This is a genomic window from Mangrovimonas sp. ST2L15 (assembly GCF_001280515.1).
Lineage (GTDB): Bacteria > Bacteroidota > Bacteroidia > Flavobacteriales > Flavobacteriaceae > Mangrovimonas > Mangrovimonas futianensis.
This window is the reverse complement of the sequence record NZ_LBIQ01000030.1, coordinates 1,580,773-1,604,383: the sequence shown is the minus strand read 5'-3', so window position 1 is coordinate 1,604,383 and position 23,611 is coordinate 1,580,773. Positions and strand designations below refer to the sequence as shown.

General features: G+C 37.7%; 22 protein-coding genes. 15 read left to right on the top strand and 7 right to left on the bottom strand.

The window, feature by feature from the left end:
• Window positions 1-31 precede the first annotated feature (31 nt).
• Together ZA07_RS11100 and ZA07_RS11095 are read left to right on the top strand one after the other, a co-directional pair.
• Window positions 32-349 carry a GIY-YIG nuclease family protein gene (locus tag ZA07_RS11100; RefSeq protein ID WP_082316568.1) on the top strand — a complete coding sequence of 106 codons (318 nt, stop codon included), beginning with the start codon at window positions 32-34 and terminating at the stop codon, window positions 347-349.
• Between the two features lie 232 nt (window positions 350-581).
• On the top strand, window positions 582-2,546 hold the full coding sequence (locus ZA07_RS11095) for a prolyl oligopeptidase family serine peptidase (RefSeq protein WP_053971751.1): 1,965 nt from the start codon (window positions 582-584) through the stop codon (window positions 2,544-2,546).
• 103 nt (window positions 2,547-2,649) lie between these two features.
• Here ZA07_RS11095 and ZA07_RS11090 read toward each other — a convergent pair whose 3' ends face one another.
• Complete coding sequence (locus ZA07_RS11090; protein WP_053971750.1) at window positions 2,650-3,327, bottom strand: Crp/Fnr family transcriptional regulator; 678 nt, start codon at window positions 3,325-3,327, stop codon at window positions 2,650-2,652.
• Window positions 3,328-3,428: 101 nt separating this feature from the next.
• Between ZA07_RS11090 and ZA07_RS11085 the strand changes: the two genes are divergently transcribed.
• The 9 genes from ZA07_RS11085 (at window position 3,429) to ZA07_RS11045 (ending at window position 12,896) form a co-directional block, all read left to right on the top strand.
• The gene (locus ZA07_RS11085) at window positions 3,429-5,801 is read left to right on the top strand and encodes a heavy metal translocating P-type ATPase metal-binding domain-containing protein (protein WP_053971749.1); all 2,373 of its coding nucleotides are present in this window, start codon (window positions 3,429-3,431) and stop codon (window positions 5,799-5,801) included.
• A gap of 79 nt (window positions 5,802-5,880) precedes the next feature.
• Window positions 5,881-6,075: a cbb3-type cytochrome oxidase assembly protein CcoS gene (ccoS, locus tag ZA07_RS11080; protein WP_053971748.1), complete on the top strand. Its 195-nt coding sequence runs from the start codon at window positions 5,881-5,883 to the stop codon at window positions 6,073-6,075.
• A 2-nt stretch (window positions 6,076-6,077) separates the two neighbouring features.
• On the top strand, window positions 6,078-8,273 hold the full coding sequence (gene ccoN, locus ZA07_RS11075) for a cytochrome-c oxidase, cbb3-type subunit I (protein WP_053971747.1): 2,196 nt from the start codon (window positions 6,078-6,080) through the stop codon (window positions 8,271-8,273).
• Between the two features lie 6 nt (window positions 8,274-8,279).
• Entirely contained in the window at window positions 8,280-8,465 is a 186-nt protein-coding gene (locus ZA07_RS16295; protein ID WP_053971746.1) for a cytochrome c oxidase subunit IV, read from the top strand.
• Window positions 8,462-9,427: a cbb3-type cytochrome c oxidase N-terminal domain-containing protein gene (locus tag ZA07_RS11065; RefSeq protein WP_053971745.1), complete on the top strand. Its 966-nt coding sequence runs from the start codon at window positions 8,462-8,464 to the stop codon at window positions 9,425-9,427. The genes ZA07_RS16295 and ZA07_RS11065 overlap by 4 nt, the downstream gene beginning before the upstream one ends.
• Window positions 9,428-9,433: 6 nt before the next feature.
• Window positions 9,434-10,858 carry a cytochrome c oxidase accessory protein CcoG gene (gene ccoG, locus ZA07_RS11060; RefSeq protein WP_053971744.1) on the top strand — a complete coding sequence of 475 codons (1,425 nt, stop codon included), beginning with the start codon at window positions 9,434-9,436 and terminating at the stop codon, window positions 10,856-10,858.
• 18 nt (window positions 10,859-10,876) lie between these two features.
• Complete coding sequence (locus tag ZA07_RS11055; RefSeq protein ID WP_053971743.1) at window positions 10,877-11,323, top strand: FixH family protein; 447 nt, start codon at window positions 10,877-10,879, stop codon at window positions 11,321-11,323.
• Entirely contained in the window at window positions 11,324-12,025 is a 702-nt protein-coding gene (locus ZA07_RS11050) for a sulfite exporter TauE/SafE family protein (RefSeq protein ID WP_053971742.1), read from the top strand.
• Window positions 12,026-12,071: 46 nt separating this feature from the next.
• The gene (locus ZA07_RS11045) at window positions 12,072-12,896 is read left to right on the top strand and encodes a universal stress protein (RefSeq protein WP_053971741.1); all 825 of its coding nucleotides are present in this window, start codon (window positions 12,072-12,074) and stop codon (window positions 12,894-12,896) included.
• 2 nt (window positions 12,897-12,898) lie between these two features.
• On the opposite strand, the gene ZA07_RS11040 is transcribed toward ZA07_RS11045, so the two are convergent.
• Both ZA07_RS11040 and hemN read right to left on the bottom strand, forming a co-directional pair.
• Complete coding sequence (locus ZA07_RS11040; RefSeq protein WP_053971740.1) at window positions 12,899-13,732, bottom strand: universal stress protein; 834 nt, start codon at window positions 13,730-13,732, stop codon at window positions 12,899-12,901.
• 64 nt (window positions 13,733-13,796) lie between these two features.
• Complete coding sequence (gene hemN, locus ZA07_RS11035; RefSeq protein ID WP_053971739.1) at window positions 13,797-15,161, bottom strand: oxygen-independent coproporphyrinogen III oxidase; 1,365 nt, start codon at window positions 15,159-15,161, stop codon at window positions 13,797-13,799.
• Window positions 15,162-15,299: 138 nt separating this feature from the next.
• On the opposite strand from hemN, the gene ZA07_RS11030 reads away from it, so the two are divergent.
• From ZA07_RS11030 to ZA07_RS11015, 4 genes are all read left to right on the top strand, one after another.
• Window positions 15,300-15,881, top strand: a complete 582-nt coding sequence (locus tag ZA07_RS11030) for a superoxide dismutase family protein (protein ID WP_053971738.1) — start codon at window positions 15,300-15,302, stop codon at window positions 15,879-15,881.
• Between the two features lie 99 nt (window positions 15,882-15,980).
• Window positions 15,981-16,517 carry an RNA polymerase sigma factor gene (locus ZA07_RS11025; protein WP_053971737.1) on the top strand — a complete coding sequence of 179 codons (537 nt, stop codon included), beginning with the start codon at window positions 15,981-15,983 and terminating at the stop codon, window positions 16,515-16,517.
• Entirely contained in the window at window positions 16,514-17,311 is a 798-nt protein-coding gene (locus ZA07_RS11020) for an anti-sigma factor domain-containing protein (RefSeq protein ID WP_053971736.1), read from the top strand. Before ZA07_RS11025 ends, ZA07_RS11020 begins: the two co-directional genes overlap by 4 nt.
• A gap of 5 nt (window positions 17,312-17,316) precedes the next feature.
• Window positions 17,317-18,531: a glycoside hydrolase family 172 protein gene (locus ZA07_RS11015; RefSeq protein ID WP_053971735.1), complete on the top strand. Its 1,215-nt coding sequence runs from the start codon at window positions 17,317-17,319 to the stop codon at window positions 18,529-18,531.
• Between the two features lie 99 nt (window positions 18,532-18,630).
• Here ZA07_RS11015 and ZA07_RS11010 read toward each other — a convergent pair whose 3' ends face one another.
• The 4 genes from ZA07_RS11010 to ZA07_RS16335 form a co-directional block, all read right to left on the bottom strand.
• Complete coding sequence (locus ZA07_RS11010) at window positions 18,631-20,859, bottom strand: TonB-dependent receptor plug domain-containing protein (protein WP_053971734.1); 2,229 nt, start codon at window positions 20,857-20,859, stop codon at window positions 18,631-18,633.
• Between the two features lie 48 nt (window positions 20,860-20,907).
• The gene (locus ZA07_RS11005; protein ID WP_053971733.1) at window positions 20,908-22,212 is read right to left on the bottom strand and encodes a tetratricopeptide repeat protein; all 1,305 of its coding nucleotides are present in this window, start codon (window positions 22,210-22,212) and stop codon (window positions 20,908-20,910) included.
• An 88-nt stretch (window positions 22,213-22,300) separates the two neighbouring features.
• Window positions 22,301-22,876 carry a DUF4331 family protein gene (locus ZA07_RS11000; RefSeq protein ID WP_053972124.1) on the bottom strand — a complete coding sequence of 192 codons (576 nt, stop codon included), beginning with the start codon at window positions 22,874-22,876 and terminating at the stop codon, window positions 22,301-22,303.
• A 20-nt stretch (window positions 22,877-22,896) separates the two neighbouring features.
• Entirely contained in the window at window positions 22,897-23,547 is a 651-nt protein-coding gene (locus ZA07_RS16335) for a DUF4331 family protein (RefSeq protein WP_053971732.1), read from the bottom strand.
• Between the last annotated feature and the right edge of the window lie 64 nt (window positions 23,548-23,611).

The window sequence follows — 23,611 nt, the reverse complement described above, 5'->3', positions numbered from 1 at the left end:
CATCTTATCACAAAATCACTATTTTTAATACATGATGAGACGCGCCTATCACAACTATTGGGTTTACATTCTTACAAACAAACCAAGAGGCGTCTTATACATTGGCATTACAGGAGGTATAGATGATAGAATGGAACGACATCTTAGTTCTAATAGTGGTTTTACATCTCGATATAAATTAAGGAAACTGGTATATTATGAAGAGTATCAATACGTTTATGACGCTATAAAGAGAGAAAAGCAGTTAAAAAATTGGCACAGGGATTGGAAGATTAATCTTATTGAAGGCCTTAATCCAGAATGGAAGGACCTGTATCGACCATTAGATCCTGAAACAAGTTCAGGATGACAAGGGATGGAGTTCAGGATGACAAGGGCTGGGGTTCAGGATGACAAGGGCTGGGGTTCAGGATATTAACCTTAAATTTCAGCAGGAATTGCGCTGTAAATTACTTTTCCAGACAGTCAAGGTTGCAGCTTTCAGGAGAATTAAAACCATTATATACTTTTCTACCTCATTATAAGGGTGTTATGTAAAGTTTGATTATATTTATTGCTTATAATCAATCACATACGAAATCATGAAACAATCCATCCTCCTTATTTTTGTACTTATTCTTGTTTCCTGCAAGAACGAAAACCAAACCAAAGAAACCGAAACAGCCCAAAGAGAAATCCCACAATATACTATTGAACAGTTTATGGATAACGAGTCCGTAGGCGGTGGTAGCTTTTCTCATGATAATTCCAAATTACTCATTAGTAGTAACAAATCAGGCATCTACAATGCCTACACTGTTTCAACCCAAGGAGGGGACTACACGCCCATAACCGCTTCAGACAGCACCTCATACTTTGCCCAGTCTTTTTTTCCAAGTGATGACCGCATGTTGCTGTCAGCCGATGGCAATGGCGATGAAATAGATCATATTTACCTCAGAGACACCACAGGGACCCTGACAGATCTTACCCCAGAGAAAGAGGCTAAATCCCAATTCCTAGATTGGACAGAAGATAAACAAGGATTTTATTATTTATCAAACAAACGAGACCCCAAGTATTTTGATGTGTATAAAATGGATATCAACACCTTTAAACCCAGCTTGGTCTACCAGAATAATGACGGTATGAACTTTAGTGCCATTTCTGGTGACGAGCAATATATTGCATTGAGTCAATCATTAAACACCAACGATAGCGACCTGTATCTCTACAACATGCAAACTAAGGAATCTACTAAGATCAATGACCAGCTTAGTGCGAATTCGGCCCAAGGTTTTTCCAAAGACAATACAACCCTATACTACACCACCGATGATGGTCAGGAATTTTCTTATTTGATGGCTTATGACCTCAGCACCAAAGAAAAATCAATCGTTGTACAAAAGGATTGGGATGTTATGGGTTCAGGTTTTACTGAAAATGGCACCTATATGGTTGTCTATATAAATGAGGATGGAAAAAATGTCATAGAAGTAACAGAAACAGCCACCAAACAACCTCTAGACCTACCCGATTTTGGTCAAATGAGTATTACCAGTGTGAGTTTTAGCGATGATGAAAAATGGATGCGCTTGTATGTGGGCGGGTCTAACACCCCTTCTGATTTGTATACTTACAACATTGAAAACAAGGCATTACACAGGATTACCAATGTTCTAAACAAAGACATTAATATCGATGATTTGGTCACAGCACAAGTGGTGCGTTACAAATCCTTTGATGGCACCGTGATACCTGCCATTTACTACCTGCCACATCAAGCTTCAAAAGACCATAAAGTACCTGCCATGGTTTGGGTACATGGTGGTCCCGGAGGACAAACCAGACAAAGTTACTTCTCCTTGCTCCAATATATGGTAAATCATGGGTATGCTGTTCTGGCGGTAAACAATCGTGGTAGTAGTGGTTATGGTAAAACCTTCTATAAGATGGATGACTTAAACCACGGCGAAAAAGATTTGCAAGATTGTGTTGAAGGGAAAAATTGGCTTCAAACCCAACCAGAAATTGATGCAGATAAAATAGGAATCATAGGTGGCTCTTACGGTGGCTACATGACTATGGCTGCCCTAACCTACACCCCCGAAGAGTTTAATGTAGGCGTTAATCTGTTTGGGGTAACCAACTGGATGAGAACCCTCAAAAGTATTCCCCCTTATTGGGAATCCTTCCGCAAATCATTGTATTTGGAATTAGGGGATCCCTACAGTGCCGATTCGGTTAGATTAAAACGTATCTCTCCCCTTTTCCACACCGATAAAGTTACCAAACCGCTTATGGTTTTACAGGGTGCACAAGACCCAAGGGTACTGCAAGTAGAAAGTGATGAAATTGTTGCTGGGGTAAGGGAAAATGGCGTTCCCGTAGAATATGTGTTGTTTGAAGATGAAGGCCATGGCTTTGTGAAAAAAGAAAATCAAATAGAAGCCTACAGTAAGGTAGTAGACTTTCTTGATGAATACCTCAAAAACCCAACCAAAAAAATGGATGGAGAATTACCACAAGCTGATATGGAAGCGGTTGATGACGTTAATAGTCAGTAAACAGTATCCAGTAAACGGTAGGCATTAGGAAAGTTGTAGTCAAAAGTTCATCCTGAAATCGAAGATTCAAAAAAATTAAGCGAGTTCAGGATGACAATGGCTGCTATTCTACGCGTCTTAATCCGTTGACGTCTTCAATAATGATTTGTTTCCCTTTGGTACTAATAAGTCCTTCCTTCTTAAATTGAGACAGGATTCTAATAGCCGATTCCGTAGCTGTCCCCACAATATTAGCATAATCCTCTCTTGAAAGAATTACGCTTAAGGCTTCGTTTTCTTCAGTTCCAAAGGTTTCATAAATCTGAACCAAGGCTTCTGCCATTCTTTGCTTGACACTCTTTTGAGCCATGTCCACAATAATGTTATCTGATAATTTAAGTTCATCAGCCATCTTTTGCAGCATAGTCATTGAAAAGTTATTGTTCTTTTGAAGGTCGTCCAGAATCTCACTTTTAGGAATAAAGCAAACTTCCATATCATTGATAGCCACAGCACTTAGATTGGCCGACTCATCACCAATCAAGGACCGTTGCCCCATAATGTCCCCTCGAGCTACCAATTTAACTATTTGGTCTTTACCGTTGGAACTCAATTTGGAAAGCTTACAAATACCTTCCCTAATACAGAATATACCGTTAAGAATTTCTCCTTCTTCAAAAATAATCTCCCCTTTTTTGATGGTTCTAGATTCCTTACAACCAGAGATCCTAATCAGTTCATCTTTGGTTAAGGCTTTTAAAGAATTAAATTGCTTGACGATGCATTGTTCACATTTACTCATATCTTCGAAATCTACCGTAAAATTAGTGAAAAGCTGACAATTATCATATTTTTTTAATATCTTAAAACAGACTTTTGTCTTAGGTAAATTGAGCAAGTTTTATGGAACAAACAAACTGTTTCCACTGTGGTGATTCATGTGAAAACGAGAGCATCACTTTTGACGAAAAATCTTTTTGTTGTAACGGTTGTAAAACCGTCTATGAGATCTTCCATGAAAATGATCTCACTTGCTATTACGATTTACAACAAGCCCCCGGTGCGACTCCCAAAGAAATTGAAGGCAAATACAACTTCTTAGAACAAGAAGCCATCATCGATAAGTTACTGGAATTTAATGACGGGCAAACTCAAATAGTGACACTCAAAATTCCACACATCCATTGCAGTTCCTGTATTTGGATATTAGAAAACCTCAATAAATTAAATCCAAACATTACGGCTTCTCAAGTTAATTTTGGTCAAAAAACAGTACGAGCCACCTATAAAACAACCGCTTTTTCCTTAAAAGAATTGGTTTTGCTTCTAAGTAGTATAGGCTATGAGCCCTATATTTCTCTTGAAGATTACAATACTGGAAAAAACAAGGTAAACCGTAGTCTCATTTATAAACTAGGAGTGGCTGGATTTGCTTTTGGAAATGTCATGTTCCTCTCCTTTCCTGAGTATTTTGAGGTTAACGAGTTTTGGCTGGATCAATATAAAGGCTTATTCCGATGGCTGATGTTTGCCTACTCACTGCCCGTTGTTTTCTATGCCGGTAGAGATTATTTTATTTCCGCATTTAAAGGACTACGTTCCAAAATACTCAATATTGATGTTCCCATTGCCTTAGGTATTTTGGTACTCTTCGTTAGAAGTACCATTGAAATCATATTTGATTTGGGCGCTGGCTTTTTTGATAGTTTGACAGGCTTGGTATTCTTTTTATTACTGGGACGGTTCTTCCAACAAAAGACCTATGCGTACCTCTCCTTTGAGCGTGACTACAAATCCTATTTTCCTATAGCGGTTACCAAACTGGATCAAGGTGAAGAATCACCCATCCAAGTTTATGACATACAACAAGGTGACAGGTTATTGATAAGAAACGAGGAATTGATTCCGGTAGATGCCATTCTTATAAATGGGAATGCCAACGTGGATTACAGTTTTGTTACTGGCGAATCTGAATCTGTCCACAAAGTCTCAGGAGACAAACTGTTTGCTGGAGGCAAACAAACGTCTGGTGTTATAGAGGTTGAGGCTTTAAAATCTGTCGAGCAAAGTTATCTCACTCAATTATGGAGTAATGATGTCTTCAACAAAAACAAGGAAGATGCCTTTACAACTTTAACCAACACTATAAGTAAGCGCTTTACCATTGCCGTATTAAGTATTGCTTTTTTGGCCACCAGCTATTGGATGTTTGTGGATATGTCTAAAGCTATGAATGTCTTCACGGCCGTACTTATTATTGCCTGTCCTTGCGCCATAGCCTTAGCAGCCCCTTTTACATTGGGTAATTTGCTACGTATTTTTGGCAAGTTGAAATTTTATCTAAAGAACGCCTCGGTTATTGAGCAATTGGCGCAGATCAACACCATTATTTTTGATAAAACAGGAACCATTACTGCCAATAAAAAAAGTACTGCCAGTTATGAAGGCATTCAACTTTCAAGAGAAGAAGAAGCTCTTTTAAAGAGTTCGCTTAGGGGTTCCAACCACCCTTTGAGTCGCTCTTTGTACCAACTACTGGCCGAACACCAAATTGTACCTTTAACCAATTTTGAAGAACACTTAGGAAAAGGGATTGTCGCTGCGGATGGTTCAAACACAATCAAAATAGGATCACCAGCTTTTGTAGGACAAGTATCTGCCCTACCTGAATTGAGTACTTCAGTCCACATAAGCAGTAACGACCAATATAAAGGAAAATATACCTTTTACAATTCGTACCGTCCGGGATTGTCTAAGTTATTCAACCAATTAAAGAGGACCTTTGATTTGGTTATTTTATCAGGTGATAATGAAGGTGAAGCAGAAAACCTGAAAAAATTATTACCTACCAAAACCAAACTGATTTTTAACCAAAAGCCCCAGGATAAATTAGAATACATCAAGTACCATCAAAGTGAAGGTGCTAAAGTACTTATGGTAGGTGATGGACTGAATGATGCGGGAGCCTTAGCCCAAAGCGAAGTAGGTATTGCTATTTCAGAAGATATTAATGTCTTCTCCCCTGCCTGTGATGCTATTTTGGATGCTGGTAAATTTAACCAGCTCAACGACTACATTATGGCTTCAAAGTCGGCCATAAAAATCATTAAGTGGAGTTTTATTTTTTCCTTCATATATAATGTTATCGGACTTTATTTTGCCGTTACTGGCCAACTAAAACCCGTGATCGCTGCCATATTAATGCCATTGAGTTCCATAAGCATTGTCATTTTTACTACGGTAGCAACCAATTATTTAGGACGAAAATTAAAATGATAAAAAATAGAAATCATGATAAAAATCATGTTTTAAAACTTGGAGCCATTATAAATTTGAACTAAACTCTTAATTAGGTATGAGCGTTATTTATATTCTACTCACTATTAGTGTGATTGTAGCAATAATATTCTTTATTGCCTTTATCACAGCCGTCAGGAGCGGACAGTACGACGACAGTTACACGCCGTCTGTTAGAATGCTCTTTGAAGACGAATTGGTTAAAACCAAGTCAAAAAATAAATCATCAAACCACAATCCAACTACTAATTAATTATGGAAATTCAACAGTTCTATTATGACAACAAAATTGTCAAAAAGTTTTTGATCGCCACCATGGTTTGGGGCGTAGTGGGCATGTTGGTAGGGTTACTCCTTGCCTTTATGTTTCTATTTCCCACCCTTACAGAGGGAATCCCTTGGTTAAGTTTTGGTCGTTTAAGACCCTTGCATACCAACGCTGTCATCTTTGCCTTTGTAGGTAATGCCATTTATGCTGGTGTTTATTATTCCTCTCAAAGGTTGCTTAAAGCCAGGATGTACAGTGATCTTTTAAGTAATGTTAATTTTTGGGGGTGGCAATTAATTATTGTTGCTGCCGCTATTTCCCTACCATTGGGATTAACCACCTCTAAAGAATATGCCGAATTGGAATGGCCTATTGATATTGCCATCGCCTTGATTTGGGTTGCCTTTGGATGGAACCTCATCGGTACCATTTTAAAACGTCGTCAACGTCATATGTATGTGGCGATTTGGTTCTATTTAGCCACTTTTGTCACGGTTGCTGTACTACATATTTTCAACAGTTTGGAATTGCCTGTAAGTGGCATGAAAAGCTACTCGGTATATGCCGGAGTTCAGGATGCCTTGGTTCAATGGTGGTACGGACATAATGCCGTAGCATTCTTTTTAACCACACCATTCCTTGGGTTGATGTACTATTTTGTACCTAAGGCGGCAGACAGACCTATCTATTCCTATAGATTATCTATTGTCCACTTTTGGTCTTTGATCTTTATTTATATCTGGGCAGGACCACACCACTTATTATATACTGCGCTTCCAGAATGGGCGCAAAATTTAGGAACCACTTTCTCTATCATGCTGTTAATGCCTTCTTGGGGAGGTATGATTAATGGTCTGTTGACTTTAAGAGGCGCTTGGGACAAAGTGCGAGTTGACCCTGTATTGAAGTTTATGGTTGTGGCCATTACTGGTTATGGTATGGCTACTTTTGAAGGACCTACCCTATCTATAAAAACGGTTAATGCCATAGCACACTTTACCGACTGGATTATAGCCCACGTACACGTTGGTGCCTTGGCTTGGAACGGATTTTTAGCCTTTGGTATGATTTACTGGCTGATACCTAGATTGTTCAAAACAACCTTATTCTCAATCAAGCTTGCTAACCTTCATTTTTGGATAGGCACTTTAGGAATTGTTTTATACGCCTTACCTATGTATGTAGCTGGATTTACTCAAGCTACTATGTGGAAGCAATTCAATCCTGATGGAACTTTACTATATGGAAACTTTTTAGAAACCGTATTTGAGATTATCCCAATGTACTGGATGCGTGCCATTGGTGGTTCCTTGTATATCTTCGGAATGTTTATCCTTGCCTACAACATCATCATGACCATGAAACAAGGGTCTTCAGTAACCGATGAATTGGCAGAAGCTCCTGCTTTACAGCGTGTATCTAAAAGAAGAATTGCTGGTGAAAGCTTCCATACTTGGTTGGAAAGAAAACCTATTCAGTTAACCATTTTAGCTACTATCACCATTCTTATAGGTGGGGTGATTCAAATTGTACCAACCATAATGGTCAAATCGAACATACCTACCATTTCAACAGTCAAACCATACACCCCTCTAGAATTGGAAGGTAGAGACATCTATATTAGAGAAGGTTGTGTGGGATGTCACTCCCAAATGGTGCGTCCATTCAGAAGTGAAGTAGAACGTTACGGAGAGTATTCCAAGGCTGGTGAATATGTTTATGATCACCCATTCCTATGGGGAAGTAAACGTACTGGTCCTGACTTACACCGTGTGGGAGGTAAATACTCAGACAACTGGCACTTAAACCATATGTATGACCCTACCAGTACATCTTCTGGTTCTATTATGACACCTTATCCATGGTTGATTAAAAATGAATTGGACAAATCACAAACGGAAGCTAAAATGAGAACCATGGTGAAATTAGGCGTGCCTTATACAGATGAAGACATTGCCAAAGCACAAGAAAACATGCTAGCTCAAGGAACCAAAATTGAGGAAAACCTCTATACCGATCCTGATTTTGCAGAAACCTATGAAGCCGATAAGAAAAGTGGCGGTAGTGATTTTGTAGAAATGAGAAACCGTGAAATTGTAGCTTTGATTGCTTATCTACAACGCCTTGGAACCGATATTAAGGTTCAGGAATTAGAACAAGAACTTGGTGCTACTCAAAACTAATCAACCATGCTAAAATTTGTAAAAAATCACTTAGAAAGTATCACTGGGATAGAAATCTATCCCATGATATCGCTCCTCATATTCTTTTTATTTTTTGTTATCCTCTTTTGGTGGGTTATAACCGCAAAAAAAGAATACATCAATACCGTAAGCCAATTACCATTAGATAACCAACAAAACGCAGAATTATGAGACGACAAATTCCAGGCTGGATCAGAGTACCGGTCATCTTCTTTGCTATTGCAGCCTTAGCTGAGTATTTTATAGATTCTGGAAACGAACCGGCATTTATTAAATTCCCAATGGTGGCCCTATTCTTGGTTTTGGTATTAATGTTCCTGATAGGAATAGAGGCTATTGTAAGTTCCCTAGAGAATATACTTTTTCAAAGTTTGGACGAGAAATCCAAAGAAACCTATTTGGCTGAAGCCAAAAAGCCTTCTAAATTGATAGGTTGGATTCAAAATATTTATAAAAAATCCTTAGACCAAAAACCTATTGAGGAAGAACATGAAATTATTTTAGATCACAATTATGATGGCATTAAAGAGCTTGATAACTCCCTGCCACCATGGTGGTTGTATAGCTTCTACGCCTCTATCATTTTTGCCGCTATCTATTTATTGAGATACCATGTATTTAATGGTGCCAATCAATTTGAAGAATTGGAACAAGAATATGCTGAAGCCCAAATATCTATTGAAGAGTACAAAAAAACGGCAAAAGATTTGGTTGATTTCAATACTGTAGAAATATTGACTGATGCCTCAGACCTAAATGCTGGAAAAGTTATATTTCAAGAAAACTGTGTAGCATGTCACAAAGCTGATGGTGGTGGTGGTATTGGACCAAATTTGACCGATGAATATTGGATCTTAGGCGGCGGTATTAAAAATGTATTCCATACCATATCAGAAGGTGGACGTGCCGGAAAAGGAATGGTTGCCTGGAAGCAAAGTTTAAAACCATCAGAAATGGCACAAGTTGCCAGTTATGTGCTGTCTTTACAAGGTACCACTCCAGCTGAACCAAAAGAACCGCAAGGTGATATTTGGACCACGGATGAGGTTAATGTAGAAGATGTGGAAGTACCTGCAACGATTGAAGAACAAGTTATAAAAGTAGATTCTACTGATATATTACTTAGAGAATAACACAAGATGGAAGCTCCAGAAAACGAAAACTTTAGAGATTCAATTGGTACCATCAATGATGAAGGTAAGCGCGCTTGGGTATATCCCAAAAAGCCAAGTGGAAGGTTTTACGACAAACGTAAAATAGTAAGCTACTTCCTATTAGCCTTTTTGTTTGCTGCGCCCTTTATTAAAATAAATGGCAACCAATTCCTCATGTTCAATGTTCTGGAGCGCCGCTTTAACATTTTCGGATTTCCTTTTTGGCCGCAAGATTTTCATCTATTTGTTATTTCGATGATCATTGGAGTGGTTTTCATTACCCTTTTTACTGTTGGTTTTGGAAGGATTTTCTGCGGATGGATTTGTCCGCAAACCATATTTATGGAGATGGTTTTCCGAAGAATTGAATATTGGATTGACGGAGACAGAAACAAGCAACGTAAGCTGGACAACCAGCCTTGGAATGCTGAAAAGATTAGAAAAAGACTCTTAAAGTGGTTTATTTTTCTCATCATTTCCTTTTTGATAGCCAACATCTTTTTAGCCTATTTGATAGGAAGCGATGAATTGATTAGTGACATTACAGATGGGCCAGCAGAGCATTTGGGCACTCTTTTCCCACTACTAATTTTTACTGCTGTTTTCTATTTTATTTTCGCATGGTTTAGAGAACAAGTGTGTATCATTGCTTGTCCCTACGGACGCTTACAAGGTGTACTCTTGGATAACAAATCCATTGTAGTAGCCTATGACCATAAACGAGGAGAAGGTGAAAACGGACGTAAAAAGTTCAGAAAGAATGAAGATCGCGAAGCCTTGGGACATGGTGATTGTATTGACTGTCTTCAATGTGTGCATGTATGTCCTACAGGTATAGACATCAGGAACGGAACACAGTTGGAATGTGTCAATTGTACCGCCTGTATTGATGAGTGCGATCATATTATGGAAAGCATCAATCTGCCCAAAGGACTTATTAGGTATGCTAGTGAAGATGAAATAGAGAAAAAGGAAAAGTTCAAGCTTACAGCTAGAATGAAAGGCTACATCGCCGTTCTGACCATTTTGACTGGAGTGCTTGCCGGAATGTTATTATTACGAAGTGATTTAGATGCTCGTATTTTGAGATTACCAGGGCAACTATATGAACATAAGGAAGGAAACATTATAAGTAATGTGTTCACCTATAAAATCATCAACAAAACTTCTCATGAGTATAACCATGTAACGTTTAGACTTAGGGGTGTTGAAGGTGAAATCAAACTGGTTTCTACAGAAGATGTCATTCATGTCCCTGAGCAAGGACTAGCTGAAGGAACCATATTTATAGAAATTGATAAAGCTAATTTGGAGGACGATAAAGTAAAACTGACAATTGATGTTTACAGCAAAGAAAAGCTGATTGAAACTACCAGTGTCAACTTTTTAGGCCCAAGAAGTTATAATTAAACATAAACCTCGTAACAAATGAAATTTAATTGGGGAACCGGTATCGTTATTGCATTTATAGCATTCATTTCGTTTATCATGTATTTTGTCATTAACATGAGTACCAACGACAAATACAACCATGAATTGGTGACCGAAGACTATTATAAGCAAGAAGTCAAATTTCAAGAGGATATCAACAAACAAAACAATGCCAAGAATTTGGCACATAATTTAGAAATAAATAAAACCAACGATGGTTTGGTGATTCAATTCCCTGAGGAAATGGATGTCACCAAAATTTCAGGAAAAGTGTTCCTATATAGGCCATCCGATAAACAATCGGACTTTGAGACGCCAATCTCATTGTCCACACATAATTTGCTCATACCTGACACGCGTTTATCAGATGGCCGTTGGAACATTAAAGTAGATTGGCAATATAAGAACATTAATTATTTATTTAAAGAAGATATCCAATATTAAATGTTGTGGTCGGCTTTCATATTTGGGCTTTTGGGAAGTTTTCACTGTGTGGGAATGTGTGGTCCCATTGCCTTTATGTTGCCCGTAGATCGGTCCAATTCCTTTAGAAAAGTCAGTCAGATTACCACCTACCATATAGGAAGGTTACTAGCGTATGCCTTGATTGGTTTGATGTTTGGACTGGTTGGCAAGGGCTTATATCTATTTGGATTTCAACAACAACTTTCCATAGCTATTGGAGCCGCCATGATTGTCTTGGTTTTAATTCCTGCACACAAATTAAACCGCTTTAAAATCTCTCAACCTATCTATCAATTAATTTCTAAAGTCAAATCGGCTTTAGGAAAATCCCTTAAGAAAAAAACAGCAGATACTTTTTTGACCATCGGATTCCTTAATGGTTTTTTACCTTGTGGTTTGGTATATATGGCCGTGTTTGGATCTTTAGTAAGCGCCAATGCCCTGGAAGGCAGTATGTACATGATTTTATTTGGCATAGGCACTATTCCGCTCATGACCTCAGCCATTTATCTGGGTAAGTTTTTGAATGCCAACATTAAGCAACGCATTCAAAAAGCCATCCCTGTGTTTGTAATCATTATTGGCATCTTATTTATTTTAAGAGGACTTGGATTAGGAATCCCATATATTTCTCCAAAACCTATGGTGGATATGGCTACAAGTTCCATGAATTGTCATTAATTAAAAGCCTATTTTTTTGTATCTTAATTGTACGAAAATTAAGGTTATGAAACGTATTCTCCTACTTACAGATTTCTCTAAAAGCGCTGTAAACGCTATTGATTATGCCCTTCATTTTTTCCATAAGGAACATTGTGAATTTTATTTAATGTATGTGCATAGGCCCAATGATTTTACCATGAGCGAACTTATCAAAGATCCTAAAGCAGATATCTACAGTAGTTTGCTAGCCAATGAAAAGGAGGCTCTAGAAAGAGCTTGTTTGGAATTAGAGAATACCAATAAAAACCCCAATCATTCTTTTCAGTACCTTATAGACTATGATGATTTTTTAAGTGCCATTAACCAAGTTATTGCCATAAAAAAGATTGATATTTTGGTTGCTGGATACAATGGAGCATCCAATGTAATGGAAGTGATTTTTGGATCTAACACTCTTCAAATCATAAGAAACATCAAGAAACCTACCTTGGTTATACCAAGGGATTTTAACTATAAGGAACCAAACAGTCTCCTGGTACCATTGGGTGATGATGACCATTTAAACAGTGACGAATTTAATGAGATATTAAACGTCATGGCCTCCCATAACCCAAGATTCCATTTCTTGAGAGTGACGAAAACAGATGATCCCTTAAGAATAAAAGAAGATGAGCTTAAGTTAGTTCAATTTAAAGGAAATTACAGCTACCATTACATTCATGGGGTATCCCTTCACGACGCCGTTTTGACTTATGAGCAAGTTCACACTATTGATTTAGCAGGCGTTATAGCAAAAAAAGAAACCGTCTTACAACGGTTAATGGAAGGTTCTTCAATAACGAAAATCAGTAAGAGCTTGTTTTTGCCCTTACTGATTGTTCATCACTAAAATTAAATTTTGAAAGTTAAAACCGGTAGCTTCGCATGATTTGCTACATCTTCAGAAATACTGCCTTCAAAGAAGTGTGCTATTCCTGTTCTTCCATAAGTAGCAAGTGCTAGTAAATCGGCTGACGTTTTATCAGCATAAGCAAAAATTCCGTGCTCTACGGTATATGCATTGGTTATGGCTACATTTTTAAAGTTATCTGTGTTACCATCTGCCTTAGTTAAAAACTCTTTTAGTTTGTTTTCAATTTCGTCAGAACTTCTAAAACGTTCAGCTGGTTGGTTTACATATAAGATATGCAATTGACCACTGATTTCACCTAATATTTTGGTAGCCTTTTTATAAGCTGGGATGGCCTCATCTGAGAAATCACAAGCAAATATGACATGGTCAAACTCTATACTTTTCAATTTATCCTTGATAATCAGTACAGGGATTTCAGAATGTCTTACGACCTTTTCAGTATTGGACCCCACAAACATTTCTTGTAGGCCATGTGTACCATGTGATCCCATTACAATTAGATCGGCATTATGCTCCTTTGCGATTTCACTTACTTCAACAAACGATTTAAAATGCTTTACTATTGGGGTAACTTCTATACCCTCTAAATAGGGCTTATCTAAAAATTCATGGAATTTCTTCTCTGCCATTTTTAAATAGAACACCGTTTGCTCATCTAATGCAGAACCAGAAATTGTCAACATAAAATCAGAAAGCTCCAACATATGTAAAGCAAGAATTTCAGCGTCGTTTTTTTTCGCCAAAGAAGCCGCAGCCTGTAAGGCGTATTCTGAATAATCAGAAAAATCGATGGGTACAATAATTTTATTCATGGTAATGATTAAGTTGTTTAAAATTTGTACTAAGTTAAAAATATTATTTAAAGCTCCCGACCTTTTACACAGTCATTGAAAATAATTGTTTATCTGCCTGTTTTCTTTGCAGTAACAGGTCAAAAGCCATACACACATTACGTACAAAAGGTCTTCCCTTTTCCGTTATTTTCAAACCGTTGGCCTCAATACTGATCAATTCATCTTTTTCCATCTCAGAAAGTTTAGCCAACGTACTTTGTAATTCCTTAAATTTTTGATTGGGATTTTCCCAAGAAGTCTCTTGATGACACATAAGGTTTAATATATGCTTACGGATGATTAAATCTTCTTCATTTAACATGTGACCGCGGAATACTGGTAATTTTCCTTCTTTAATAAGTTCTTGATATTCCTCTAATGTCTTCACATTTTGGGCAAACCCATACCAACTATCGCTAATTGCAGATACCCCCAAACCAATCATCATCTGGGTCTTGGAAGCCGTATACCCCATAAAATTCCTATGAAGTTTTTTGGTGACCATAGATTCATAAAGACCATCTGAAGGTAAGGCAAAATGATCCATGCCTATTTCGGTATAACCTACTTGTTGTAATAAATCCTTACCCATTTCATATTGTGACCGTTTGGTTTCGGGTGCAGGTAAATCTCCATCCTTAAACCCTCTTTGGCCATTCCCTTTTATCCAAGGTACATGGGCGTAACTATAGAATGCAATTCGGTCTGGCATGAGCTCTTGGGTTCTTTTGATTGTGTAAAGCACATCTTCAAGAGTTTGAAACGGAAGTCCGAAAATAATATCATGCCCCACAGAGGTATACCCTATTTCCCTAGCCCATTCGGTAACTTGCTTCACATTTTCAAATGGTTGAATTCTATGAATCGCCTTTTGGACAGTTTCATTATAATCTTGAACCCCAAAGCTTACCCGTTTGAAACCAAGATCAAATAGTGTTTGTAAATGATCTTTTGTTGTGTTATTTGGGTGCCCTTCAAAGCTAAACTCCCATTCAGGGGCCCTATCGGCATCTTTAAAAATGCCCTGAATGAGTTTGGTTAAATTCCTTGGGGAAAAAAAGGTTGGTGTCCCACCACCTAAATGAAGTTCTTTGATTATGGGTCTGGAATCAAACAATTCCAGATACAGACTCCATTCTTTCAGAAGTTGGTCTATATAAGGCAACTCTACATCGTGCCTTTTTGTAATTCGTTTGTTACAACCACAAAATGTACACAGGCTCTCACAAAAGGGCAAGTGTATATAAATACTGATCCCTTCCGAAGTGTTACTTTCAGAAAATGCCTGTATTACAGAATCTTCCCAACGTCCCTTAGAGAAAGTGCTCAAGTTCCAATAAGGCACCGTAGGGTAGCTTGTATAACGGGGGCCAGCCACATTATACTTTGTTACCAAAGATGTTTTCATACCTAACTTTATGAATTCAAAATTACAAGTAAGGCTGGGGTTAAACTATGACATTTATCATAAACCTTTCTTAATAATTTTAGATTCTATGGGTTTCTATGTAATTTTAGTTTTAAACATTAAAATCACTCAACCATTATGAACAAAGTAGTTATCGCATTATGTGCCTTTTCTCTTGTATTTGCTAGCTGTAAAAGCGACAAGAAAAAGGAAGCAGATGAAGAAACCGTAACAGAAGAACAAGTTGTTGAAACGAAAGTAGAAGTCAAAAAAATTAAATTGGCTATGGAACCTAAAAGTGACACTCAGGTTTCTGGAAATGCCGTTTTTACTGATAAAGATGGGCAAGTAACCGTTGTGGCCGTTTTTGAAGGTTTAGAGCCTGGTTCTCACGCCATCCACATTCATGAAAAAGCAGATTGTTCGGCTCCAGATGGAACCTCAACTGGAGGACACTGGAACCCTACAAATCAGCCTCATGGAAAATGGGGAGCTGCCGAAGGTTTCCATAAAGGAGACATCGGAAACTTTACTGCCGATGAAAATGGTAATGGAACTATTACCTTCAACGCAGGTGGTGAATGGTGTATAGGATGTGGTGACCCTAACAGAGATATTGTTGGAAAAGCCGTAATCGTGCATCAAGGAACCGATGACTTTACTACGCAACCTACTGGTGATGCTGGAGGACGCGTGAGTTGTGGAGGCATTATTGAATAAATAGTTATTTATTACGATATTTTTAAAAAGCTACCTAAAACAGGTAGCTTTTTTTATTAAAATAATATTTTATAAATTCAGACCTACAAATCCCACAATATGGACTTAACACATTTGGTCAAACGTTTTCAAAAGAAAGATGAAAAGGCCTTTGAAACTTTATATAACATGTATGCTGAAAGTATGCATGGTGTTATTTTCAATATTGTAAGAGATCGCGATATTGCTCAAGAACTAACTCAAGATGTTTTTATTAAGGCTTGGAATAATTCCCATACGTATTCAGCTAAGAAAGGGCGCTTTTTTACATGGATTCTTAATATAGCAAGAAATACAGCCATTGATAAAACCCGCTCCAAAACGTTTAAAAATTCTAAAAAAAACCTCAATGCCCAGTTTTTCGTAGATATTTTAGAGAATCAAGAAAACTTAAACAGTCGAATGGATGCCTTAGGTATTCAAAACTTTGTAAAGAAATTAGCTAATAAATGTATTGAAATTATTGAGTTATTATACTTCAAAGGTTTTACTCAAAAAGAGGCTTCGGAAGAATTAAATATGCCCATAGGCACCGTTAAAACAAGAAACAGAAATTGTATTAATGAGCTTAGAAACATGCTCAATGTGAACTCATGAACGAAAAGGAATTTATAGAATCTGGAATATTAGAGCTTTATGTAGCCGGTGCGCTCTCAGACCAAGAAAATGAGGAAGTGTACAACATGCTTTTAAAATCTCCCGAGGTCCTTTCAGAGGTTTTAAAAATTGAAGCATCCATTATTTCTTTAACGGCAATGGCATCTCCTTCTGATCCTAAATATCTATTTGCCTCAGTAAAGGAAAAATTAGGCTTATCAAATCAAGTTGTGCCAATAAGAAGACCTAAAAACCGCTGGATGGCTTATACCGGTTGGGCAGCTTCTATTTTATTGTTTGCCGGACTTATTTGGTTGTTCAATCAAAAGCAGCAATTGGAATCTGATATTCAAACAGTAGAAACCGAGAAAGAATTGATAGAGGTTGAATTAGAAAAAACAGATCAAAAATTGGTAGAAACCAAACAAATTTTATCGATTATAAGAGATAAAAATGTCATTTCTATTCCTTTAACAGGACAAGCTGTTTATCCGGAGGCTTATGCAAAGGCCTATTGGGATAAAGATAATGATAAGATTTATTTTGATTTGCAAGGACTTCCAACCCCTCCTAGTGGTAAAGTATATCAAATTTGGTCTTTAACGCTTACCCCATTAACACCTACCAGTTTGGGAACTATTGATGATTTTACCAAAAACGAGAATAAAATTTTCACCCTAGAGAATATTTATGATTCTGAAGCTTTTGGAATTACCTTAGAACCAGCTGGAGGTAGTGAGTCTCCAACTATGGATCAATTATATACTTTGGGTGCCGTGGAAACAAATTCATAACAACTATGTCTTTAATTCATAAACTATCACTTTTAGTCCTTTTATTTATTATAAGTGGGAGCCCTACCCTATTCTCCCAAGAGTTATATCAACTTCCTAAAAATAAGCATACCAAATGGGTGAGTTTTGAAAACATATCAGGAGATAAAGGGCAAGGTGGTATAGAAAATGAAGGAGCCAAGGGACATGCATTTGATAACATCAAAGGAGGCGCGTCTGTTAATTTGGTAAATCTTGAAGGCAGCGGCACTATTAAGCGTATTTGGTTAACATTTAGTGATAGAAGTCCTGAGATGTTGCGTTCCCTAAAAATTGAAATGTTTTGGGACGGCAGTGACAAGCCAGCCGTATCAGCTCCCATAGGGGATTTCTTCGGAGTTGGTTTGGGCCAACGTGTTCCTTTTGAAAGTGCCCTTTTTAGTGACCCAGAAGGACGATCTTTTAATTGTATTATTCCCATGCCATTTAAAACTGAGGCAAAAATTACAGTTACCAATGAATCTCAAAAGGATCTAGAAGCTATTTTTTTTGATGTGGATGTGCTAATGGAAGAGCATAAAGAAAATGTGCTTTATTTTCATACTTATTGGAGCCGAGACCTTCATACCAAATTGGCTGAGGATTTTAAAGTTCTTCCCAAAATCAAAGGCTCTGGGAGGTTTTTAGGAACCAATATTGGGGTGTATACAGACCCAGTGTATGAAGACACTTGGTTTGGAGAGGGAGAGGTTAAAATTTACTTAGATGGAGATAAAGATTATCCTAGTTTGGTTGGATCGGGGACTGAAGACTATATAGGAACAGCCTATGGTCAAGGGCCTTTTAGTCATCAATACCAAGGCTCACCTATCGCTAATGCTAAAAAAGGGGAATATGCTTTCTACAGATATCACATTCCTGATCCTGTGTTTTTTTATGAAAATATGGAGGTGACCATCCAACAAATTGGTGGAGCTCCAGCAGAAAAAGTTCGGGAAATGATTAAGAACGGCGTGCCCATGAAACCCATAAGCGTAAGCAATAAAAGCTTCCACAAACTCCTTGAAATGCCACAGCCTGTTGACCTCACCCATCCTGATATTTTGAATGGTTGGACCAACTTTTATAGAAGCGATGATGTGTCTGCTACCGCCTATTTTTACTTGGATTCACCAGTCAGCAATTTACCGCAACTGGCACCTGTTGACATAAGAACCTCCAATCTTCACGAGAAGCCATAAAAAAGAAGCGCCCTCCAACCATGTGAAGTGACGCTTCCAAACCAACAAAAACTCTACCAAACAAATCCCCCAATAACTTTGGACAGAGGTTAGTTTACTTTAAAATTTATAAGTGAGGTTTCCTCTAATGTAAAAGGGAGTTCCAGGTGTAAAATGTATTTCTTCAACTGGTTCTGGTTCATTAAACAACCTCGATTCTGTGGCAAACTGGGTTTCGTTCCAATCTACATCAAACAAATTCTCAATAGTAATCCCTATTCCCATGTTTTTATATTCATAGGCTACATTAAAATCAGTCACAAAATAACCTTCGGCCACGATGGAGTTATCCTCATTGGCTGGTCTATCATCTACGTAACGATATCTAATTCCGCCACTAAACCCTTTCAAATTAACCACAGCCAGACCACCCGTCCAAGTAAAGTCTGGTGCTAGAGGAATGTAATCCATTCCACTTGGTTCCTCTGCTGCTCTTGCATGGGTATAGGTGGCATCGGTATCTGCATACAACCAATTGGTAAATTGATAACGAACCCCAAGATCTACCCCATATCTTTCCGATTTACCACTTGGTTCCACGATACCAGCATCGCCTACATAAACAAACTCTTGTTCTGACAATAAGGTCCAGACAGCGACATTCAATAACATTTTCGGGATTGGCTTCCATGTAGTACCCAGATCTACACCATAGGCTCTTGGAAGAATATCTTTTCTTTCCTGTAGCACAACTCTAGCATCATTGGAGTGAAATCCTATACCACTTTTCAAATACCATTGTAAATTCTCATTCTGCGTAAAAAACACATTCAATTTGGGAGACAAAGCGGTTTTGGAATTACTTTGGGTTGCATATGAATCTGTCAAATGATCGTTATACATAAATTTGAAATAATCCAATCGTAAGGCTGGGGCTACCTTTAAAGCGCCAAATAGAAATTCGGTGTTGACATACGTAAACAGATTGGTCTGATTCACATCACCTAATTGCATGTATTCCAAAGTTTCAATTCTATTCAATGTATGTGACAACTCTATATCGTTAATGATATCATGTCTTAACCCTGCCCCAGAGGAGATATTCACATCAATTTCCCCAAGCTGTTTGTGTTTTTTAATTTCGGCATTAAAACCTAGAATATCTCGACCTTCATATTGCTTTATTTGATCACCATTTACAGGGTCTTCCAGAAAGAAAGTGAAGTTAGAATACAGCTCAAAATTATAGTGCGAATAAAATGCATTGGCTTTTATACTCGTATTATCATCCATAAATTTCATGTAGGACACATTGATATTACTTCTAGAGGTATTTCCTCCTTCAGTATCGTCTATGGCACCAAATCTTGAAATTAAACCACTATCAACCGCCCGTTGTGGAATTTGTCCAGATGCATCCCAACGACTGGTAAAATGGGAAACATTAAATGAAATCTTATCATGGTCCTTTAACAACGCTGTATACTTTCCGAAGAGGTTTAATCGGTTAAAATTTTGAGGTGATTCAAAGGGACCATCCGTTTCTATGTATTCTATAGCTGCATAGGCATTTTGAGAACCACTCTTATCCATTAAATTGAACAATCCTACCGTTCGTAACGAGTTAAATTGTCCATAGCTAAAAAGAACTTCGCTTTCATCCAACCGTTCTTTTGTATTAAAATCGACGTAAGCTGCGGTAGCAAAATCTCCTTTCTCGGCGTAGTAAGGACCTTTGCCAAACTCAATATTGTTGATTGTTTCTGGAATAAGAAAATGCAAATCGCTATACCCTTGACCGTGAGCATGAGAAACCATATTTACGGGCATACCGTCTACCGAGATACTCACATCGGTACCATGGTCCACATCAAAACCGCGTAGAAAGATTTGTTCTGCCTTTCCTCCTCCTGCATGTTGTCCGATGATAAGCCCTGGAACCTTCCTCAAAATATCTTGAGATGAATTAACAGGATTGGTTTCTAAATCTAATTTTGCTACGGTATGCAACGCATTGACCTCATTGGTCAATACCAACTCGTCCAGTAAAAATGCTTTACTTACCAAATGAATGGTTACCAAATTATTCAAATCTTCTTGAGATACTATACGTATCTTTTTTTCAAATCCTAACAACCCTATGGTTATGGAGTCATTTACCTGATTACCTTCCAAAATAAAACTGCCACTTTCGTTGGAATGCGCATGCTTTTTTGAATTTTCATTATATAGATAAGCACCATCTAGAGGTTTATTATTTTCATCCAACACATGACCTTGCATGGTTTGCCCTTGGGCTAAGGAACTAATAATAAACAATAAACAGAAAGTAAGTAATGATTTAATCATAGGGGATAATTTTTTGTGAAAATACTAAATACTAATAGGGTCAAATGTTTAAATTTTCTTAATTTCTTGTTCCATTAAAGGACCAAGTTCATAGGTGCTTTCAAGCAATTCTGTTTTGATTTTTTGTGCTTCATTCTCTAAGCCATTGGCCTTAAAAATTTCCGCCAAATGATATTGCGCTGTTGGCTCAAAAGTTTTACCAAAAACATGAGACTGGGCAATTTCTAAAGCCTTTAATTTATTCCCTTCATTGAAATTGGCCCATGCTAGCAAATCATATGATAAAGCCGTAGGCCTATTGGCTACTTCTTTTTGAGCATAAACCATGGCATTTTGTGCTTGATTGAATTCATCGGTGTATATTAAAACGTTGTAAGCATTATACATATCGCCATATTCTGGCCTTTTTACAGCCTCTACATAAGTTTCCAGATAGGTTTCTTTTTCTTTATTTTTTCCCATATACGATGCTATTTCTGCTTTAAGAAGCAGATAATCTGGAGCGTTATGTTCTTTACTTACGCTATTTAAAATTTTTAAAGCCTCCTCTGGATTTCTTTCATGCGAATAGACAATCCAAGCAATCCCCTTTTTGGCATAGGCGTTATTAGGGTTTAATTGTAATGCCTTTATGTAATGCTTGTAAGATTTTTCAATATCACCGTGGTGTCCATAAAAGTCTGCTATATTGGTATACGACCATTCCTTAAGGCTCTTAACATTGGAACGTTCTGCAATAATTTGTGCTTTTTCCATATACTTAATGGCAGCCTTCAAATTACCCTGATGATCACTCCATTTTGATAAGCGAATTAAATAATCAAAATCGCTTAAGTTTTTAATAGTTTCCAAATAGTGTTTGGCTTCGGCGGTATTTCCAAGTTCCAAATGCACGTCAAAAAGCATCTTTTGGGTCGCTTTCAATCGCTCTCCCTGAGTCTCTGCCATTTTTAAAAGTGCTAACGCTTCTTTAAATCGGTGTTGCGAAATATAGTTATGGGCTAAAGACCTTAAACTACCGGAATTAGTGTAATGAGATTTTTCATTTAAGGCCGTAAGATTTGATTCAGCCTCTTTGAGATATTTGATATCTCCTGTAATCGTGAATAATTGAGATTGAGACGCTGCTATTTTAGCAAGGTACGGATATTGACTCGGTTCTTTTTCTAGCTTTTTTTCCCAAAAAGCATATTCGCTTTTTGCCTTTTGCAACGCCTCATTCTCTTTCAACTCAAAAAATCCACGATAATCATGTGCGTTTGTCACATTCCTTGTTCTCTTCTTTCTGGTGTCTGTATTACAACTGAATACAAGGCAAACCAGAAGTAATAAAAATGTATGTTTTGTTTTCATGGTATTTCAGTTTTGTTTGGTTTGTAGGATGGTTCACTGGTAAAAATATCAGAATATAACGGGCTGTTATACCCTGATATGTATTATACTACCATGGCGAAGCCAGGTATGGAAATGAGGTCAAAAAAGGTTTGTCGTTTGCATCAACATGATCATTTGAAAGGGTTGGATTTTCTGTAAAATCTTCACCTCCAAAAATCAAAAGCAATTCTACTGTTATTACATCATCAGCCAGGGCTCTACCCGTCAACACATTGGTGCCATCATAAAAAGTTGTGGTGCCATCTAGACTTACATTTAAGACGTCAGTGGCCAATAATCCCGTAAAAGTGGCTGAATCCAATCCCAAGGCATTCATGTCACCAGGATTGGCATAAGCCGGACTTAAGCCCTCCAAGTTTGTCTGAAACATGGATTGAAAAGCAGCACCTTGTTCCGAAGGAATGGTCATATTAAACATATCCTTTGATGATGGAGATGTAAACACTGTATTTACAGCAGGTCTCGCCACTTGGTCCTCCTGCATGTAGGTTCCCGAAAAGTCAGGTTCTGATGGCTGGTTGGTATTATCCATATCTCCCATCATATTATCATCATCATTTGAACAATTAAAAGTAAAAGCTGCTAGCAAGACTGCTAGGGTTATGTATGTTATTCGTTTCATAATTTCGTGATTTAAAGTTTTTATTGTTTTCTTTTTGTTTCTACCCATGTGTTTATGGTTCCTGAACCACCAACACTAGATTTTGGCACTTCCACAACTACAGACAGCACATTGGTTCCGGCAAAAGTGTCACTCCCCGGATCATTAAATCCAGAAGCATTTCCTGCTATAATCTCACTGTACTGAGCAAAATCCATAAAAAATGGGTCATCACGCGGTCCAGCGAACATCATAGCGCCATTGTAACTGTTTGTCATTGCAGCCGAACCGTAGGCAGAAATATCTACCGAACCCAACATGTTGTTGGTTAAAATGGTACTACTTAAACCTGTGGTTCCTGGGGAAGCAGGTCCAAAGAAATACATTTTGCCATCTCTTGGTATGGCCTGAATCACCAAATCTTCTACGTTGTCTCCAGTATTGTCAATGTTGAATTCAATCAATACACTTTCATCAAACATAGCATCGGCGGTTGCTGTAGGACTTAATAATCCCATTACATTGGCGGCAAAAACAATGTTGTTTGTATTTTCACCTTGAAAGGCATAAAAATCGGTGATGTCACTAGAACCACCTTGAACTGCAGGCGCATCAATATGATCTGCTGCTACTAAAAAGAAACCAGCCACAGCTAGTAGACCGATTCCTAAAATCCATTTTGTTTTTTTCATAATCATGAGGTTTTATTAATTATTTTTTGCATTCACCTCTACCTACGCAATTACTCCAAAAGCG